Source organism: Pseudomonas sp. B22129 (genome assembly GCF_044218875.1).
GTDB lineage: Bacteria > Pseudomonadota > Gammaproteobacteria > Pseudomonadales > Pseudomonadaceae > Aquipseudomonas.
Map to the genome: position 1 here is coordinate 5435537 of NZ_CP162592.1, position 17098 is coordinate 5452634.

The 17098-nt window shown below is 63.3% G+C and carries 17 protein-coding genes; 5 read left to right on the forward strand and 12 right to left on the reverse strand.

What is annotated here, in order from left to right:
• Positions 1–18: 18 nt before the first annotated feature.
• The 8 genes from AB4P94_RS24670 to gspG all read right to left on the reverse strand — a co-directional run bounded on the left by AB4P94_RS24670 (position 19) and on the right by gspG (position 10159).
• Positions 19–1185: a substrate-binding domain-containing protein gene (locus tag AB4P94_RS24670; protein WP_395607908.1), complete on the reverse strand. Its 1167-nt coding sequence runs from the start codon at positions 1183–1185 to the stop codon at positions 19–21.
• Positions 1186–1524: 339 nt separating this feature from the next.
• A complete protein-coding gene (gene gspF, locus AB4P94_RS24675) occupies positions 1525–2736 on the reverse strand; it encodes a type II secretion system inner membrane protein GspF (RefSeq protein ID WP_395607909.1) in 1212 nt (403 codons plus the stop codon).
• On the reverse strand, positions 2736–4154 hold the full coding sequence (gene gspE / locus AB4P94_RS24680) for a type II secretion system ATPase GspE (protein ID WP_395607910.1): 1419 nt from the start codon (positions 4152–4154) through the stop codon (positions 2736–2738). The genes gspF and gspE overlap by 1 nt, the downstream gene beginning before the upstream one ends.
• Before the next feature lie 796 nt (positions 4155–4950).
• Positions 4951–7242, reverse strand: coding sequence for a type II secretion system secretin GspD (gspD, locus tag AB4P94_RS24685; protein WP_395607911.1), 2292 nt, complete (start codon positions 7240–7242; stop codon positions 4951–4953).
• Positions 7239–7751, reverse strand: coding sequence for a type II secretion system protein GspM (gene gspM / locus AB4P94_RS24690; protein WP_395607912.1), 513 nt, complete (start codon positions 7749–7751; stop codon positions 7239–7241). The genes gspD and gspM overlap by 4 nt, the downstream gene beginning before the upstream one ends.
• Positions 7744–8826, reverse strand: a complete 1083-nt coding sequence (gspL, locus tag AB4P94_RS24695; RefSeq protein WP_395607913.1) for a type II secretion system protein GspL — start codon at positions 8824–8826, stop codon at positions 7744–7746. Before gspL ends, gspM begins: the two co-directional genes overlap by 8 nt.
• Positions 8823–9701, reverse strand: a complete 879-nt coding sequence (gspK, locus tag AB4P94_RS24700) for a type II secretion system minor pseudopilin GspK (RefSeq protein WP_395607914.1) — start codon at positions 9699–9701, stop codon at positions 8823–8825. Before gspK ends, gspL begins: the two co-directional genes overlap by 4 nt.
• Before the next feature lie 8 nt (positions 9702–9709).
• Positions 9710–10159 carry a type II secretion system major pseudopilin GspG gene (gene gspG / locus AB4P94_RS24705; protein ID WP_065905919.1) on the reverse strand — a complete coding sequence of 150 codons (450 nt, stop codon included), beginning with the start codon at positions 10157–10159 and terminating at the stop codon, positions 9710–9712.
• Positions 10160–10307: 148 nt separating this feature from the next.
• Between gspG and gspI the strand changes: the two genes are divergently transcribed.
• A complete protein-coding gene (gene gspI / locus AB4P94_RS24710; protein WP_395607915.1) occupies positions 10308–10673 on the forward strand; it encodes a type II secretion system minor pseudopilin GspI in 366 nt (121 codons plus the stop codon).
• Here gspI and AB4P94_RS24715 read toward each other — a convergent pair.
• On the reverse strand, positions 10660–11091 hold the full coding sequence (locus tag AB4P94_RS24715; protein ID WP_395607916.1) for a type II secretion system protein N: 432 nt from the start codon (positions 11089–11091) through the stop codon (positions 10660–10662). The genes gspI and AB4P94_RS24715 overlap by 14 nt on opposite strands.
• Positions 11092–11184: 93 nt before the next feature.
• On the opposite strand from AB4P94_RS24715, the gene gspH reads away from it, so the two are divergent.
• The 3 genes from gspH (at position 11185) to AB4P94_RS24730 (ending at position 13203) form a co-directional block, all read left to right on the forward strand.
• Positions 11185–11637, forward strand: a complete 453-nt coding sequence (gene gspH / locus AB4P94_RS24720) for a type II secretion system minor pseudopilin GspH (protein ID WP_395607917.1) — start codon at positions 11185–11187, stop codon at positions 11635–11637.
• Positions 11634–12245, forward strand: a complete 612-nt coding sequence (locus tag AB4P94_RS24725; RefSeq protein ID WP_395607918.1) for a type II secretion system protein GspJ — start codon at positions 11634–11636, stop codon at positions 12243–12245. The genes gspH and AB4P94_RS24725 overlap by 4 nt, the downstream gene beginning before the upstream one ends.
• 73 nt (positions 12246–12318) lie before the next feature.
• Positions 12319–13203 (forward strand): AraC family transcriptional regulator, encoded by an 885-nt coding sequence (locus AB4P94_RS24730; protein ID WP_395607919.1) that lies wholly within the window; start codon positions 12319–12321, stop codon positions 13201–13203.
• On the opposite strand, the gene AB4P94_RS24735 is transcribed toward AB4P94_RS24730, so the two are convergent.
• Positions 13145–13732 (reverse strand): LysE family translocator, encoded by a 588-nt coding sequence (locus AB4P94_RS24735; RefSeq protein WP_395607920.1) that lies wholly within the window; start codon positions 13730–13732, stop codon positions 13145–13147. The genes AB4P94_RS24730 and AB4P94_RS24735 overlap by 59 nt on opposite strands.
• A 297-nt stretch (positions 13733–14029) precedes the next feature.
• On the opposite strand from AB4P94_RS24735, the gene AB4P94_RS24740 reads away from it, so the two are divergent.
• Entirely contained in the window at positions 14030–14872 is an 843-nt protein-coding gene (locus tag AB4P94_RS24740; RefSeq protein WP_395607921.1) for an alpha/beta fold hydrolase, read from the forward strand.
• A gap of 12 nt (positions 14873–14884) precedes the next feature.
• Here AB4P94_RS24740 and AB4P94_RS24745 read toward each other — a convergent pair whose 3' ends face one another.
• Together AB4P94_RS24745 and AB4P94_RS24750 are read right to left on the reverse strand one after the other, a co-directional pair.
• Positions 14885–16573: a phospholipase D-like domain-containing protein gene (locus tag AB4P94_RS24745; RefSeq protein ID WP_395607922.1), complete on the reverse strand. Its 1689-nt coding sequence runs from the start codon at positions 16571–16573 to the stop codon at positions 14885–14887.
• A gap of 53 nt (positions 16574–16626) precedes the next feature.
• A complete protein-coding gene (locus tag AB4P94_RS24750) occupies positions 16627–17061 on the reverse strand; it encodes a winged helix-turn-helix transcriptional regulator (RefSeq protein ID WP_395607923.1) in 435 nt (144 codons plus the stop codon).
• Positions 17062–17098 lie beyond the last annotated feature (37 nt).

Genomic DNA, 17098 nt, shown 5'->3' on the forward strand with positions numbered 1-17098 from the left:
CCCTGTCGAGACGGGGTCTTACTGCGGACGACCAATGCCGTTGCAGACGTTGGTATCACCCAGACGCAAGGTGCTGGTGGTGGCGTAGAAGTTGTCGTGGACAGCTTTCTGCCAGGTGGCGGACAACGGAATGAACGAGTGGCTGCTGACCGCTGCGTTGTTCACGCCGGTGTAGTGGCGGTTCAGGAAGTTACGGATACGTGCGGTGTCGGTGGTGTCTTTGTAGCACTGGCTGAACACCAGGTTGGTGTAGCCCACGATCGGGTAGCCTGCGGTCGGGTTGGCAAACGTCGGCACCCATTTCAACGGATCTTTGGCGTCATTGGTGCCCAGAGCCGGTGGCGCAACAGTATCGAGGGTAACTTGCACGTTGACTTCGGTAGGCAGTGCGCCGTTGATCGAAGCGACAGCAGAGGCGTCGTTGAACTGTGCGTAGTCCGGGCTGACGTAGCCGATGGCGCCGTTGTTGTTGGCGTCGGCAACAGCGGTGGCAACGCCCTGGCTGCCAACCACGCCGATGTAGTTGGTACCGGCAGGTGGGTTGACGGCCGGGTTGAAACCGACAGCCGTGGCGAAGCTGTTGCTGGCAGCAGGCAACAACGTACCGCTGACGGCCTTGAGGTGAGTCGTCAGAATTTCGGTAGTGCCGCTGGTTTCAGTACGGTAAACCACTTTGATCGGCAGGTTCGGACCGGCAACGCCGTCAAACAACACTTCGTTCCAGTTTTTAGTCACACCGGCGAAGATGTTGGCCAGTTGAACACTGGTGAGTTTGAGCGAGGTTTTGCCATTGATGTGGTAAGGCACAGTCACCGAAGTGGCTGCAGCCGGAACCTGAATCAGTGGGCCGAAGGCGGCGCTGCCCTTGACGGTGTCAGCGTTGTAAGCGGCCAGCTCCGTAGCGCTGACGATCGAGTCGCTGCCTGCATAGTCAACGTTGATGCCGGCGGCCAGTTTCAGCTTGGTCGAATCGTTACCGAAGAAGGCCTTCTTGCCGTCGCCGCTGCCAACGCCGATGTAGGCGTTAAAACCCGGGATGGAGGACGCGAGGATGCCAGTACCGGTCGTGGTGCCGTAGAGTTTTTCCGGCAGGGTGGCACCGCCGCCGACCACTGCGGCCATGGATTGGGCCGAAGCCAGTGCTGCAACCGCCAAAGAGGCCGCGATCATAGTGCGCTTAAACATGAAGAATCTCCTTTCGTCGTGTTTGTACGTTTGGGGTAGATGGCTCTTGCATGACGCCATGGCTCCGGTCCCAAGCCGTGTTCCGGGGGTGGCGAGGGGTGAGGCCATGGGTAGGGAATTTCGCAGCCTGCGATGACAGCAAAAGGAAAAAACCTCGGGAGGAAGGGCTTGATTTTGAAAAAGATTCTCGGGTGTTTCGGTCATGGTTTTGAGCGGTTTTGGGCACAGGTGACAGCGAGGTTTCAGCACGGTTTTACCCCCCTGCGCTGCAAGCCACGCAGGCCGTGTGATGACGACCGGAAAATGACAGAACAAGGAACCCGAGGTGGGCCGGGTGGCTTAGGTGACCAGTTGGTTGATTTCAATGATCGGCAGCAGCACCGCCATCACGATCACCAGCACCACGGCGCCCATCACCACGATCATCAGCGGTTCCAGCAAGGCCGTCATGCCCATGGCGCGACGCTCGATGTCCCGCGACAAGGTCTGCGCGGCTCGCTCAAGCATCGGCGGCAGCGAGCCGGTTTTTTCGCCGCTGGCGATCAGGTGAATCAGCACTGGCGGAAAGACCTTTTCCTGCGCCAGCGCCGGGGCCAGGTTGACGCCTTCGCGCACCTTGGCGGTGGCGTCGTTGACGGATTGGCTGAGGCGGTCGTTGGACAACGTCTGGCGCGCCGCTTCCAGTGCGCGCAGTAACGGCACACCGGCACCGCCGAGGATCGCCAGGGTGGAGGCAAACCGCGCGGTGTTCAGGCCCAGCACGAAACGCCCGATCAGCGGCAAACGCAGTACGCGACTGTGCCAGTTCAACCGCGCCACGGGGTTACGCAGGTAGAGGCGCCAACCCCAGAAACCACCCACGATCCCGGCAAAACACAACCAGCCCCAGGCGCGGATGAAATCACTCGCGTTGAGCATCGCCAGGGTCAGCCCCGGCAAATCCTGACGTGCCTGGGAAAACGCGCTGACCACCTGGGGCACCACGTAGCTGAGCAGGAAAATCACAATGCCGATGGACACCAGCCCCACCACACCGGGGTAGATAAACGCGGTCATGATCTTGCCGCGCAAATTGTTGCGTTCTTCGATGTAGTCAGCCAGGCGCTCCATCACCTGGGCCAGGTCGCCGGACTCCTCCCCCGCCGCGATCAACGCGCGGTAGATCGACGGAAAATCCCGTGGCCGTGCTGCCAGCGCATCCGCCAGGCGCATGCCGCCGCGCACATCGGCGCGCACGGCGCTCAGCGTCTGGGCAATGTGTTTTTTCTCGGCCTGCTCCACCGTTGCACTCAGCGCCGCTTCCAATGGCAAGCTGGCACCGAGCAGGCTGGCCAGCTGGCGCGTGGCCCAGGCCAGGTCGTTGTCCGACAGCTTGGCGCTGAACAGGCTGCTGCCTGCCGCCGTCTGCTGATGCCCTTCGATTTTCACCAGCAGTGCGGTCAGGCCTCGCCCCCGCAAGGTGGCAAAGGCTGCGCTCTGGCTGTCGGCCTCGACATGCCCCGCCTCGATTTTTCCGCTGGCATCGGCGGCCTCATAGCGATAGCGATTCATCAGGCGTCCCGTGTCACACGCAGGATTTCTTCGGGCGCGGTGGCGCCGCTGCGCACCCAGCGCTCGCCGTCTTCACGCATGCTAAACATGCCGGCGCGGCGTGCGGCGAGGCGCAAATCCTGCTCCCCGGCGCCGTTGTGGATCAGGCTGCGCACGTCATCGTCGACGCAGAACAGTTCATGGATGCCGGTGCGCCCGCTGTAGCCGACCTGGTTGCACTGCGCGCAACCCACCGGGCGCCAGGTGCCGGGTGCGGCCGGGTCTTCCTGTTTACAATGCGGGCACAGGCGCCGCACCAAGCGCTGGGCCAAAACGCCGAGCAACGACGAAGCCAGCAGGAACGGCTCAACGCCCATGTCGATCAGGCGGTTGACCGCCGACACCGCGTCGTTGGTGTGCAAGGTGGCCAGCACCAGGTGGCCGGTGAGCGAGGCCTGCACAGCGATTTGCGCGGTCTCCAGGTCGCGGATCTCGCCGATCATGATGATGTCCGGGTCCTGACGCAAAATCGCCCGCAACGCGAGGCCGAAGGTCATGTCGATCTTGGCGTTGACCTGGATCTGGCTGATGCCCGGCAGATCGTATTCCACCGGGTCTTCCACGGTGAGGATATTGCTGGTGCTCGCATCCAGCCGCGCCAGCGCCGCGTAGAGGCTGGTGGTCTTGCCGCTGCCGGTGGGCCCGGTGACCAGCACGATGCCGTGGGGCTGGCGGATCAGCGTGTCGAGGCGTGCGAGCAGTTGAGGCTCCATACCGAGGGTTTCCAGCTGCAAGCGCCCGGCCTGTTTGTCGAGCAGGCGCATCACCACGCGCTCGCCATGCCCGGTGGGCACCGTGGACACGCGAATATCGATGGGGCGCCCGGCGACGCGCAAAGCGATGCGCCCGTCCTGCGGCAAGCGTTTTTCGGCGATGTCGAGCTGGGCCATGATCTTGATCCGCGACACCAGCGCGCCATGCAGCGCCTTGCGCGGTGAGACGACGTCACGCAGGGTGCCATCGACGCGGTAGCGCACCACGGAATGGGTTTCGTAGGGCTCGATGTGGATGTCGCTGGCTTCGTCGCGGGCGGCCTGGGTGAGCAAGGCGTTGATCATGCGGATGACGGGCGCGCCGTCCTGGGTGTCGAGCAGGTCGGTGACTTCGGGCATGTCTTGCATCAGGCGGTCGAGGTCGACTTCATTTTCAGCCGCACCCACCACGGCGGCGGCGCTGCCGGTGTCGGCGTAGGCGCTGGTGAGCAGGCAGTCGAGTTCGTCGTCGCGGATGTGTTCGAGGGCGGTGTGCCCGAATTGGCGCTGGACCTCGCTGATGGACCAGCCGGGGGTTGAGGGGCAGATGGTCAGGAGCAGGCCTTGCTCTGCGGGGCGCAGGAGGATGCGGTGGGATTTGGCCCAGGTGTAGGGGAGCAGGCTCATGGGGTTGGCCCTGTTTGTGGGTGTACATATCCGTTGCTGCGGTAACGGCTGGTTAGGGTTCCGCCCTTACGGCGGGTCACTTTGGAAAAGCCCCAAAGTAACCAAAGGGCTCTTGCCCCAACACTCGGCACCTCGCTCACGCTCGGTGTGCCCGTAATCCGACAGGGATTTGGGGGGCCGCCGCCACGCGCCATCCCTGGCGCGTCGCGGCTAAACCGGCGTCCCTGCCGGTTTACCCCCCAAATCCCTGTCGAATTCCGGCCAGCGTGTTTTAACGGGGCGCTCAAGATCAAAAGCCAGATCAAAAGCAAGAGCACGGCGGCCTGACAGCCGGCCTGAGTGGTTAGATCAAAAGCGGTTAAATGTGGGAGCGGGCTTGCTCGCGAAGAGGGAGTGTCAGCAGACACATATGCCAGCTGACCCACCGCATTCGCGAGCAAGTCGAATCGTCGCACCGCCGCTCCCACATTTGGATCTCCATGCATCAGGCAAACACCGATCTGCTCTTGATCTGCTTTTGATCTTGATCTTCGGCGCCCCGTTAAACCACGCTGGCCGAACGCAGGCTTTGGAGCGTGGGCAACCCGGCAGGACGCCGGGTTAGCCGCGATGGGCCAGGGATGGCCCATGGCGGCGGCCCACGCTCCAAAGCCGGAGTGAGGGCACACCGAGCCTAGGCGAGGTGCCGAGTGGTGGGGCGAAGACCTTTTGGTTACTTTTGGGTCTTTCCAAAAGTGACCCGCTGTAAGAGCGGAACCATAGGTGGCCGTTACCGCACCAACGGATATGTACTCACTCACTGAGGCACCGCCCGAATCACCGCCCGCGGCCCCCCCGAAGGAATCGCCTTCTCCACCGCAGGCAACTGCGGCGCCTGCACATCCGGCATCGCCCAGCTGCGCTCCGGCTGCAACCCACCCTGCGCCCGGCGCATGAACTCATAGCGGTTCAACGTAATGCTGCGCCCCGCCCCACTGTCGCGAATAATGTAAGGCCGCAAAAACACCATCAAATTGGTCTTCGTCACACTGCGCTTTTCATTGCGAAACAACGCCCCCAACCCCGGAATGTCCGAAAGCCAAGGCACCGCGTCATTGCTCTGGCTGTAGCCATCCTGCAGCAACCCGCCGAGCACCATGATCTGCCCGTCATCGAGCAAAATACTGGTATCGATCGCACGCTTGTTGGTCACCGTCCCGGCATCCACCGAGGCCCGTGGGTCAACGCTGCTGACCTCCTGGTAAATATCCAGCTTCACCGTGCCACCTTCGGAAATCTGCGGCCGTACGTTGAGCTTGAGCCCCACTTCTTCACGCTGCACGGTCTGGAACGGGTTGTTGCTGGTGCCCCCGCCGCCGGTCACGTAGCTGCCGGTGACAAACGGGATGGTCTGCCCCACAAAAATGCTCGCGGCTTCGTTATCCAGAGTCAGCAGGTTCGGCGTGGACAGCACGTTGGTGCCGCCTTTGCTCTTGAGTGCGCGGGCCAGCACCTTGAGGTCGAGCACCTTGCCGATGCCGGGGATGTCCACCGAGCCATTGACCAGGCCAATGTTCAGGCCCTTGGGCAACACGTCAATGCTGGTCTTGCTGGTGGGCGTGCCATTCAAGCCACTGCCGCCGAGGTTGACCCCGCCAAAGCCCCCCTTGCCACCGAGATTGCCCGCCTGCCACTGCACGCCGAACTCACTGGCGTCGTCTTCGCCGACTTCAACGATCAAGCTTTCGATCACCACTTGCGCGCGGCGTTGGTCGAGCATGTCGATCACTTCCCGCAGGTTGCGGTAAAGCGGGTCGGGCGCGGAGATCAGCAAGGTGTTGGTGGTGGCGTCCGCCTGGATCGTCACGCCACCGGCGCTGAACGCGGTGTTCTGGTCGCTGGGGGTGCTGCCGGTGGAAGGCTTGTCCTGGCTGTAACTTGACGGCACGCCACTGCCGGTGGGCGTACCGCTGCTGTTCTGGGTGTTGCTGTTCTGAGTGCTCTGGCTGTTGCCGCCCATGCTGCTGAGTTTGCCACGGGCCTCGTCGCTGACCCCCGACTCGCTTTCGCCGGTCAACAGCCCGCGCAACGACTGCGCCAGTTTGCCCGCCTGGGCGTTGCGCAGGTACACCACGTGCATGTTGCTGGGGTTGCTCTGGGCGTTGTCGAGTTTGTAGATCAGGTTGCGCGCCAGCTCGGTGCGCTCAGGGCTGCCGGCGCGGATGATGATCGAGTTGGAACGCGGGTCGCCCACCACATTGATCTTCTGCGTCTGGTCGGCACCCTGGGTTTCCAGCAGTTCCGAGACCATCGCTGCGATGTCCACGGCGATGCCGTTCTGCACCTTCACCACGTCGGTGTCGATGGCGCTGGGCGTGTCGATGCCGTTGATGATCTGCGCCACGCGCGTGAGGTTTTCCGCGTAGTCGGTGATGACGATGCTGTTGTTGCCGGGGTAGGCGTTGATCGGGTTGTTCGGCGACACGATAGGCCGCAGCACCGGGATCAGGTTAACCGCGTTTTCGTATTGCAAACGGAACGTGCGGGTCTGCATGCCGCTGCTGCCCGCGCTGTAGATGGGCCCGCCGAGCAGCTTGGCATCGGCCTCCGGTACCACTTGGGCGACGCCGCCCACGTCGACCACGCTGAAGCCCTGCATGCGCAGCGCCGCCAGCAGCATGTCGTAAGCCTGATGCGCCGGCACCTGCCCTTCGCTGACCAGCGTGAGGTTGCCCTTGACCCGGGGGTCGACCAGGAACTGCTGGCCGGTGGCGCGGGACAGCGCACGCACCACCGCCTGGATATCGGCATCGACAAAGTTGAGCTGCACCGGCTGGTCCCCCAACGGGTTGCGCGCCTTCAGCGGTGCCGGGGCGTGGCCGCGTGCGCTGTCTGTCACGGGGTGCTGCACACGGGGCGCCGGGGCGGGCTCGCGCTGGCGGTCAAAAACCGGCTCACCCCTACGGCGGGTATCAGCCAAAGGCTGGCCCAGTTCACTGTCCACCAGCAAAGGCTTGGTCGATTGCGGCGTACTGCACGCGCTCAGGGCCAGCAACAGCAGCGGCGCGACCTTGCGAAACGGCGCGGGGTTGAGGACTGACCACATCATGAAGCTTCCTTAGCGCCAAGCGCCTGATCCATGCGAACGGTCCCGGACACAGTGCCGGCCGAGTTGTCGACGGCGCCCTCAGCACGCTGCAAACGCGCCTCGGACACTTCCAGAGAAAACGAACGGGGGTTACCCAGCAACCAGCCGACCACGGCATCCGCCGGGGCATTGTCGAAGGTCAACCGCCAGCCGCCGGGGGCCAGCGCCTGCAATTGATAACGCCCCTGCAGCCCGGCATTGTCGAGGGCTTGGCGCAACGTGGTTTCGTCAGCCTGGCGCGGGACGGCGATGCCCTGCAACAGCACCTGCAGGGCTTCGGCCTGGGCGCGTAACTTGGGGGTTTCGACTTGCCAGTAATCGATCTTTTTCAACGCGGGCTGCACCAGCACCAGCCAGGTCAGCAGGCTCGCCAAGACCAGCCCGGCACCGCTGAGCATGCGTTTTTCGCGCAAGGCCAGGCCGTTCCAGAACTGCCGGGACTGGCTGCGTAAACGGTGCCACTTATTCATCGCCGGCCTCCGGCGCAATGGCCGTTTCAGCGGGGCCCAGGGTCCAGCCCTGTTCGTCACGGGCGGCACTGAAACCGGCCTCTGCCAACGCCGCCTGCCAATCGCCGTCAACCGCCGGGTTGCGACTGTCGGCAGAAAAGCCGAGGTGCAGGCGCCCCTGTTCGAACGTCAGGTTCTCCACGCTGCCCACCATGAACGGCAAGTGGTTGCCGGCCAGTTGCAACAGGCGGCTGAAGCGTTCGCCGGGGTCTGCTGCCGTACCGGCCTGCCGCGCGGCCAATTGCTGGCGGGCCTGCTGCAAAGGGTTGAGCACCACCGGCAACGCGGGAAACGCCTGACGCACTTGCTGGCTCATCAGGGCCTTGAGGCGCAAGCCTTCGTCGGCCTGGCGCGCAGCGTAGAGGTTGAGGCCAACGGCCCAGATAGCCGTCGCCACGGCCACACACGCCAGCGCCCTGCCCCATCCGCCGCTTGCCCGTTGGTTGAGGCTACTGTGCAAACCCCACGCAGGAGCGGCGCCGCTCCAACGCTGCGGCGCATCGACGAGCTGCGCATCCAGTTGTTCGCCCAGAGCTTGCTGCCCCAGCGGGTGCACCGCGCCTTGTTGCAGGCTGTGGCGCGAAAGCAAATAACCGTCGTGCAAGGCCGCCGTGCCCACCGGCAAGGCGAATGGTGCCGGGTACAGGCCACGCAAGGTCAGCGGCACCTGTGCCAGCACCTGGCCCAGTTGTGAGAGCCCGGCCTTGGGCGCCCAGGCCACCTGCACGCGCCCGTCGCTTTCACGTGGGCCGTGGGCGACGTGCATCTGTTCCACCGCACCGAGGATCAGCGCCTGCGCGGCACACTCCACGGCGGCGACGGTTTTCGCAAGCGGCAATGGCGGCAGTTCCAGGCTTGTGAGCAGGCTGTCACGGGGATGCAAAAAACAGTCTGCCGCCTGGCGCTTTTTGCCCAGCTGTTGCAAAGGCACCTGCCCTTCGGCGACCACTACGCCCCGCTCCAGCCAGGCAAATGTGACAACGCTGTCGACCGTCAGTTGATCAAGCGGCGGCAAACCGATGCGCAAGCGTTTCATACGCCCACCCGCGACCAGATGACCCGGGGCTGGCGGTCTTCCGGCCGGTGCACCAGCGCGTCAATCGTCACCCGGCGTTGCTCGCGACGGGCCTGGCCCTGCAAGCGGAACCATTCGCTGGTGATGCCTACCTGTATCGAGTCCACCGCCACCTGGGGCATGCGCAGCCGGTTGACGAAATCCCCGCGGTTGATGAACCAGTGCCCGCTGTCACGCTCGGCCACCAATGCCTGGGCTTGCGGCACGCTGAGCGCGGGCACGACCGCACTGAGCACTTCGGCGCTGGCCGTATTGCCATTGACCCAGGTATTGGCGGGCAGCACGCTGATATAGGCCTGCATGCGCCGCAGCAAAACCGGGTCAAGCCCATTGAGGCCCGCCAAGTCGTCCAGGCTGCGCAGCATCGGGTATTTGGCGGGCATATCCTGTTGATCATAGGAGGCGATCACGCGCTGGCTGATGTGCCGGCTCACCGCCGGGGCCACGCCAATCAAGCCGCACAGGCGCTCGAACGCCTGTAATTGCTCGGCATCCGGGCGCTGGCGATTGACCAGGTTGCGCAGGTTGAACTTGCCCTGCTCATCCATCAGCCGCCCTTCAAACGCGCCACTCTGGGCGCGGGCCCATGGCTGGTCGAGGCGGGTCAACACGTCTTTCTGGCGTGCGTCCCAGAGCAATTGCCGGCTGTGTTCCAACCCGCCCTGCAGCAACCATTGGCCCTGCACGCGCAGTTGTTCGGCCTCAAGGCTGCGGGTGAACAAGGTCTGGCGCGTGAGCATCGCGCCGGCGATCACCGCCACCACGGCGGCGATCAGCAGCGCGCTGATAATTGCCATGCCGCGCTGCTTCGCCGCTGCGGGCGAATACCCTTTCATGGCCGGCCTTACAACTGCCAGGAGCCGATGTCGGCATTCACGCCGTCGCCATCCGGTTGGCCGTCGGCCCCGAGGGAGAACACGTCGACCTCGCCGTTCGCGCCGGGGTTCAGGTAGTGATAGGGGTTGCCCCAAGGGTCATTCGGCAGGCGCTCCAGGTAGGCGCGCCAGTTGCTGTTTTTCGCATCCGCCGGGCGCTCCACCAACACTTTGAGGCCCTGGTTCATGCTTGGGTAAGTGCCGTGGTCGAGACGGTACAACTTCAACGCCTGCATCAGGCCGCCGATGTCCTGTTTTGCCGCCGTGGCACGTGCCTGGTCCGGGCGGTCAAGCACTTTGGGCACCACCATCGCCGCCAAAATCCCGAGGATGACCACCACCACCATGATCTCGATCAAGGTGAAGCCACGCTGGCCGCGAGGGCCTGGCAATGGGGACGTTAGGCGCGCGATATCCATCTCGACATTCCTTGGCTTGAGTGCAATTCGTGGCGCAGTGTTGCAAGAACACATGTCAGTCGTATTGAAAATCCTCGGGAGGTTTGGTCGCCAATCGGTCAACTCGCGGGGCTAGTCTGCGGGCCTGTTTCCGGGCTTTGAGAACGCCATGCGCAGGCCTCGCAAGGAGCAAGGTTTTACCCTGATTGAAGTGCTGGTGGCGCTGGCGATCATCGCCGTGGCCATGGCCGCCGCCGTGCGCGTGGCCGGGTTGATGACCCAGAGCAATGGCTTGCTGCGCGATAAGTCCATGGCGTTGCTGGCAGCGCAAAGCCGGCTGGCGGAGTTGCAACTGGGCGGGCGTATAAACAGCGGCAAAAAGACCTTTGAGTGCGATCAGGGGCGGCTGACGCTGCGCTGCGAACAAACCGTCAGCGCCGAGGGCCGCCTGTTTCAGGTACGGGTGCTGGTACTCGACGCCAGCCGCGACGCGCCGCCGCTGGCGCGCCTGGAAACACAGGTCATGGCCGAGTGAGCCGGGGCAATGCGGGCGCATCCGGCAGTTTGTCGAGGTTGACGCGTTGCTTCTCGCCGCCGCGTTCGATCTCCACGGCGTCGCCTTCGATGGCCGTCAAGCGCACGCCGGGGCCGAGACGTTCACCCAGTAGAAAACTGCGTGGCGGGCCGTCGTTGAGGCTGAGGATCGCCACCGCGCCGCGGGCGCCAGCCAGTACGCCGGAGACTTTGACCTGCAACGCCGTGGGCGTATTGGAAAACCACTGCAACGCCGGGTTATCGCTGCGCGCCGCCAGCGCCTGGGGCGTGGCTTGGGGCGTACGGGATTCGGCAAACGTCAGCAACAGCGGCGTCCAGATCACCACACCGGCCACCGCCGCGAGCAAGGCCGCAAGCTGCACGCCGTGGGCGGGTGAAAAACGCGGGATGAATGCCATGGCTGGGACCTCCTGTTTGTCCGGGCCTTCAGGCTACAGGCCAATTCCAACGTTTTTATGTCACAACCTCGCCAGTTCAGCAGGTGCCTTACGATGAAACAGCAAGGCTTCACCTTGATCGAGCTGATGGTGGTGCTGGTGATCATCGGCATCGCCAGCGCGGCCATCAGCCTGACGATCAAACCCGACCCGCTGCACCTGCTGCGAAAGGACGCCGAACGCCTGAGCCAGTTGCTCCAGGTGGCCCAGGCCGAAGCCCGCGCTGACGGCCGCCCGATCACCTTGCGCACCGACGCCAAGGGTTTTCGCTTCAACCGCAACAGTGATGACGGCCTGGGCGTCGAGACCTTCAAGGGCGACGCGCAATTGCATCCACGCCCATGGGAAAGCACACCGATGCAAATCACGATTGAGCCCCGCCAAGCCCTGGTACTCACTGCCGAATGGATCAACCCGCCGGTGCGTGTGGTGCTGTCCGACGGCCAACACCGCCTCGGTGTGCAACGTGATGCCGCTGGCCTGATGCGTGTGGAAAACCTGCCATGAAAACCGCTCAGCAAGGCTTCACCCTGATCGAAGTGATGGTGGCGATCATGCTGATGGCCGTGGTCAGCCTGATCGCCTGGCGCGGGCTCGACAGCGTGACCCGCGCCGATCAGCATTTGCAGGCCAGCACCGAGCAGACCGAAGCCCTGCTGCGCGTGTTGAACCAGTTGCAGCGCGACGTCAGCCTGCGCGCCAGCGTCGAACTGAACGCCCCGGGCATGGCCGATGAAGACGCGGCCAAGCCCGCCGGGTTGGCGGCCGTGACCGTGCGCAGCTCCGACACCAAGGGGTTTCGCCTGGAAGTGATTCGCAGCGCGCCTGCCTCCGGTGCGGGCTTGCAACGCGTACGCTGGTGGCTCAAGGGCGACAACCTGTATCGCGCGGCAGCGCCTGCACGGGACCGCTTTCCGCTGCCGGCCGCCAAGGACGGCGTGGTGGTGCTCAGCGGCGTCAGCGACCTGCAAGTGCGAGTGTGGGACACCGATAAAGGCTGGCGGCAGTTGAGCGGCAACCGGCGCGAAGACCCGCTGGGGCTGGAGATCAGCCTGGTGCGCCAGACACCTCAAGGCGTGGAACGCTACCGCCAGGTGTTGGGGCCGTTGAATTGACGCAATACGGGGCCTTGAACATCCGGCGGTTATGCCTGAGTCTAGCGCTGCCACCCTTTCGGAGCACCGCGCCATGACCTCGCCTGCCAACCCTGCGGCCCCCCGTTTCTGGCGCGACCCCAGGCTGCCGTTTATCGAAGCACGGGCCATCGCCGACGGGCGCAAGGTCACTTACGGCCGTCATGCCCATGAGCATTTCTCCATTGGTGCGGTCACCAACGGCTGCAGTTATTACCACTACGGCGCAGACACCTTCGAGATCAGCGCCGGCACGGTGGTGCTGATGAACCCCGGCGATGTGCACGCCTGCAACCCGATCCGCAACAGGCCGTGGTCCTATCAGATGCTGTACCTGGACACCCACTGGCTGACGGACTTGCAGCACCAGTTGGGGTTCAGCACCGACCAGGGTTATCGGCCCTTCAACACGCCCTACACCCGTGACGAGAGCCTCTACAACGGCTTGCTGGAGTTGTACCGTGTGTTAGTGGACGAACACGCCGAACACCTGCAAAAGCAGAGCGCACTGGTGAGTTATTTCAGTGACGTGCAGCAGCGCCTGAACCCCTCCGAAATGCCGCCGCGCGAGGTTAACCACAAACTCGAACGCGCCGCCGAGTACATCCGCGAGCAGTGCAGCCAGCCGTTGAAACTGGAGGACATTTGCCTGGCCGCCGAGCTGTCGCCGTCTTACCTGATCCGCGCGTTCAAACAGTATTACGGGCTGACGCCCCACGCCTTTCTGGTGAACCAGCGCGTCCAGTTTGCCCGCAGCCAGCTGCGCAATGGCGAGTTGATCGCCGACGTGGCGCTGGCCGCGGGGTTTGCCGATCAGGCGCACTTGCAGCGCACCTTCAAGCAGCATTTCGCCGCCACGCCCGGGCAGTACCGCGACGTGCTCAAGCCATCAGCAAATAACCCACACTGGCCACCAGCAACGCGGCCATTGAGCGGTTGAACAGCCGCACGCCCTGGGGATTACCCAGGTAACGCCGTAGAAAAGTACCGGCATACGCCCAGCACGCCACCGACAGGTAGCAGATCACCAGGTACAACGCCGCAAACAGCCAGACCTGGCGAGCGTCGCCGTCGGCCACAAACAAGCCCATCCCGGCCACACACGCCAGCCACGCTTTCGGGTTGAGCCATTGCATGACCGCGCCATACAGCATCGACGGCGCGGTGGCCGTGCCGTCGGCGTTCAACCGGCCATCGTCAGCCGCCAGTTTCCAGGCCATGTACAACAAAAAGGCCACCCCGCCCCACTGGATCAACTGCGTCAGGATCGGCCAGCGCAGCAGCACTTCGTGCAGGCCCAGGCCGATCAGCACCAGCAACAACGTAAAGCCAAGCGCCGCGCCGAATACGTGTTTCTGGCTGGCGGCAAAACCAAAGCGCGCACCGGCGCTTAAGGCGACCACATTGACCGGGCCGGGAGTGATGGAGGTGGCGAGCGCGAAGGCAGCCATGGAGAGGATCAAGCTCATTGCAGTTCCTTTCTATTCGGACGAAAGACGATGGGCTCACGGTAAACAGCAAACACGGGGACCGTATTGAACAAAATCACCCTGGGCGAATGTGTGCTTCACGGCGCTGATCGTTTTGGCGACTCTGGGGGTTGGCGGCAGGTGCCTTATAAGTTTTTATTCCATTGATATAGCTTCATTTTTTTCTGTTAAACCGCCTGTTCCAATAGGAAAAAATGCGTATTTCCCAGGCAAAAGGCGGTGCTAGAGTTCCGGCCCTTGCTCGCTACTCATTGATCACTGCAATAAGGAATCGCCATGTCACGTCGCCTGCTGGCAGCTGCCTGCCTGTTGTTGTCCTTCTCTGCGGCCCAGGCCGCCGAGCGTTGGGAAACCTTGCCGCCAACGCCTGCCCCGGTCGCCGGTGCCCAAACCGGCTACGCCGCCGTAAACGGCATCAAGGTCTACTACACCCGCACCGGCCACGGCTCGCCGGTGGTGCTGTTGCACGGCGGTTTGTCCAACTCCGATTATTGGGGCAACCAGGTCAAGGCCCTGTCGGCCAAACACACGGTGATCAGCCTCGATAGCCGTGGCCACGGGCGCAGCTCGCGCAATGAGCAACCTTACGGGTATGACCTGATGGCTGATGATGTAGTGGCCGTGCTCGACAGCCTGAAGATCCCGCGCGCCGACATCGTCGGCTGGAGCGACGGCGCGATCATCGGCATCGACCTGGCCCTGCGTCACCCGGACCGCATCGGCAAAGTCTTCGCCTTTGCGGCCAACACCCAGACCTCCGGGGTCAAGGATGCGGTCGAGAAAAACCCGAACTTTGCCGCCTTCATCGAACGCGCCGGCAAGGAATACAGCAAGCTGTCGCCGACGCCGAAAGAGTACGACGCGTTTGTCGAGCAGATCAGCCACATGTGGGCCAGCCAACCGAACTGGACCGACGCGCAACTGGCAAGCATCAAGACGCCGATCCTGATTGCCGACGGCGACCATGATGAGGCGATCAAACGCGAACACATCGAGTACATGGCGGCGACCATCCCCGGTGCCGGCTTGTTGATCCTGCCGAACACCAGCCACTTCGCCTTCCTGCAAGACCCGGCGCTGTTCAACGCGGCGGTGCTGAACTTCCTCGACAGCAAATGAAGCCGGTTGCACCTATTTGACGAACAACTCGCGGTCCCGCGCCTTCACATGGCCGGGGCTGTAATAGGCGTCGAACCAGGTCTTCTCGCCCGCCGCCGGTGGCTTGGCCAGGCGCAACGTCTGCAAAGCACCGGGCAGGCTGGCATTGAAGCGAAAGTGGAAATGGTCGAACAGGCGCAAGGCTTCGATGGCGTAGACCACGGCGATCTTGCGGTCTTCGATACGAATCAAATGATCGCCGTTGTTTTTCTCGCCACCGCCGGCGAGGTTGGATGAGCCGGTATACACCGTGGGGTTGGCGCCGTTGAAGTCGGTGACCACGAACTTGTTGTGCACCATGTTCCCTGCATTCCCCGACCATTCCGCCTTGAACGGCGCCGGCGCGTTGCTCGCCAGGTAGCTGAACGGCAACAGCCCCACCGAACCGTCCGGCTTGCGCACCGCCAGTTTGCCGGTGCGCTGGGCCACGCCGTAGGAGAACAGCGAGCGCTGCATCAATGCGTCCAGGGCATCGCGCACTTTGCCATTGATCAGGCTCAGGAACACGATGGAATACAGCACCGAACTGGTGGCCTGTTCGATGCTGGCGGCAATGGGGTCCAACGACAGCGCGCTGTCAGCGTGGGGTGCAAAGCACAGCGAAACTTTCGAGCCGGGCTGGTCGCGCACCACCCACCATTGCTGCGACAGCGGGTTCTTGCGAAACGTCGTCGGCGCCGTCCAGTAGGCGTCGAACACTTCGGCAAACTTGCCGGCCACGGTTTCGTCATCGAACAACAGCACGTTGTTCGCCTGGATGTACAACCCACGCAGGGCAAAGTTGGTGGAACCGCCGAGCACCCGAATCGCTTTGCCGGCGCGGCGTACGATCAACACTTTGTTGTGCTGCTGGCTGGAGAAATGCAGGCGTTTGACCTGCGCCCCGGCGGCGGCCAAACGCGCGGCGCTCAGGCTTTCGCAACTGTCGGCGGCGCCTTGGTCGCCATGGTCATCGATGATCGCCCGCACGCGTGGGCCGAGGCCTTCCAGGCGGCGCAGGATGTCCGGTTCCTTGCTTTCGTAGATCAGCGCGTCGAGGGTCAGTTCGGGGTCATTCGCGACCTGATCGAGCACTTGCAGGATCAACTGCCGCGCTTCAAACCCAAGCCATGCGTAGTTTTTTTCAAACGGCGCCATGTCCAGGTCCAGATAAGCCCTCGGCGCCGAGCGTGCCGGCGGCAGGATGCGTGTTTCATTGTTGAAACGGTCGCCATAGGCCTGCGATGAAGCGAAGCCGCGAGTGAAACCGATGTTCACGAAACCGCTGATCGTTTGCGCCTCCAGGGACACCTGGTTTTCCAGACTCACGCCCTTGCGCAGCGTACCGTCGGCACCCATGTAACAGGCCGTGACGCGGTAGCGGAACAGGCCGGGCAGGATCTCGCTGGGCACGTGGATCCAGCGGAATTTCTGGAACGGCGCCTCGGTGGAGGGAAAAGTGCGCGGCTGTTCGGGCGTGGGTGGGTAATCAAAATGCAGGCGGTTGTGCAGCACGCCCCAATGGTCGGCGCCGGGGTAACGCACCTCGATGCTGAAACCGACAAAGTCAGACGTGGCAAGGTCCGCGGCCAGGTCAAATGCCAACAGCGCAGCGCCCTCCCCGCGATAGAGCTTGAAGGTCAGCCCCTGGAACGTGGTCTTGCTCTCGAAGTCGGCGCTCAAGCGATGTCCTTTGTGCTGGGAGGCGTTGCGTTGAGTCTAGCGCGTGCGGCCCATCAAGCCACTGGCGCCTGGGTGACGATATCGTCAACGCCCAGCACCCGACCGTCTTCAGACACCACCTCGACCTTGCGCAACGGCTTGAGCAAGCGCGCGTCCAACACGCGGGCGCTCTCCACTTCGGGCTCGGTGTACGCCTCGCCCCATTGCGCCAGGGTCACCAACACCGGCATCAAGGCGCGACCTTTGTCGGTTAATTGATATTCACTGCGTGCACCGACTTCGCGGGTTTGGAGCAAGCCATGCTCGACCATGTCTTTGAGGCGCGTGGCGAGGATATTTTTCGCCACGCCCAGGTGCTTTTGGAAATCGCCAAAGCGGGTCACACCGGCGAACGCATCACGGATGATCAGCAGCGTCCACCAATCCCCCACCGCATCCAGCGCGCGGGCGACCGGGCAACCGTCCCCTTCCAGGCATTTGCGTTTCATCGGCGGCCTCCCGGCAGCTTGAAATATTAGGTTGCAT

Coding starts and splice junctions, on each gene's coding strand:
- gspM (WP_395607912.1), bottom strand. CDS start 7,751: ATGAATAAGTGGCACCGTTTACGCAGCCAGTCCCGGCAGTTCTGGAAC.
- gspE (WP_395607910.1), bottom strand. CDS start 4,154: ATGAGCCTGCTCCCCTACACCTGGGCCAAATCCCACCGCATCCTCCTG.
- AB4P94_RS24735 (WP_395607920.1), bottom strand. CDS start 13,732: ATGAGCTTGATCCTCTCCATGGCTGCCTTCGCGCTCGCCACCTCCATC.
- gspF (WP_395607909.1), bottom strand. CDS start 2,736: ATGAATCGCTATCGCTATGAGGCCGCCGATGCCAGCGGAAAAATCGAG.
- AB4P94_RS24715 (WP_395607916.1), bottom strand. CDS start 11,091: ATGGCATTCATCCCGCGTTTTTCACCCGCCCACGGCGTGCAGCTTGCG.
- gspL (WP_395607913.1), bottom strand. CDS start 8,826: ATGAAACGCTTGCGCATCGGTTTGCCGCCGCTTGATCAACTGACGGTC.
- AB4P94_RS24670 (WP_395607908.1), bottom strand. CDS start 1,185: ATGTTTAAGCGCACTATGATCGCGGCCTCTTTGGCGGTTGCAGCACTG.
- gspG (WP_065905919.1), bottom strand. CDS start 10,159: ATGGATATCGCGCGCCTAACGTCCCCATTGCCAGGCCCTCGCGGCCAG.
- gspK (WP_395607914.1), bottom strand. CDS start 9,701: ATGAAAGGGTATTCGCCCGCAGCGGCGAAGCAGCGCGGCATGGCAATT.
- AB4P94_RS24730 (WP_395607919.1), top strand. CDS start 12,319: ATGACCTCGCCTGCCAACCCTGCGGCCCCCCGTTTCTGGCGCGACCCC.
- AB4P94_RS24750 (WP_395607923.1), bottom strand. CDS start 17,061: ATGAAACGCAAATGCCTGGAAGGGGACGGTTGCCCGGTCGCCCGCGCG.
- AB4P94_RS24725 (WP_395607918.1), top strand. CDS start 11,634: ATGAAAACCGCTCAGCAAGGCTTCACCCTGATCGAAGTGATGGTGGCG.
- gspI (WP_395607915.1), top strand. CDS start 10,308: ATGCGCAGGCCTCGCAAGGAGCAAGGTTTTACCCTGATTGAAGTGCTG.
- AB4P94_RS24740 (WP_395607921.1), top strand. CDS start 14,030: ATGTCACGTCGCCTGCTGGCAGCTGCCTGCCTGTTGTTGTCCTTCTCT.
- gspH (WP_395607917.1), top strand. CDS start 11,185: ATGAAACAGCAAGGCTTCACCTTGATCGAGCTGATGGTGGTGCTGGTG.
- gspD (WP_395607911.1), bottom strand. CDS start 7,242: ATGATGTGGTCAGTCCTCAACCCCGCGCCGTTTCGCAAGGTCGCGCCG.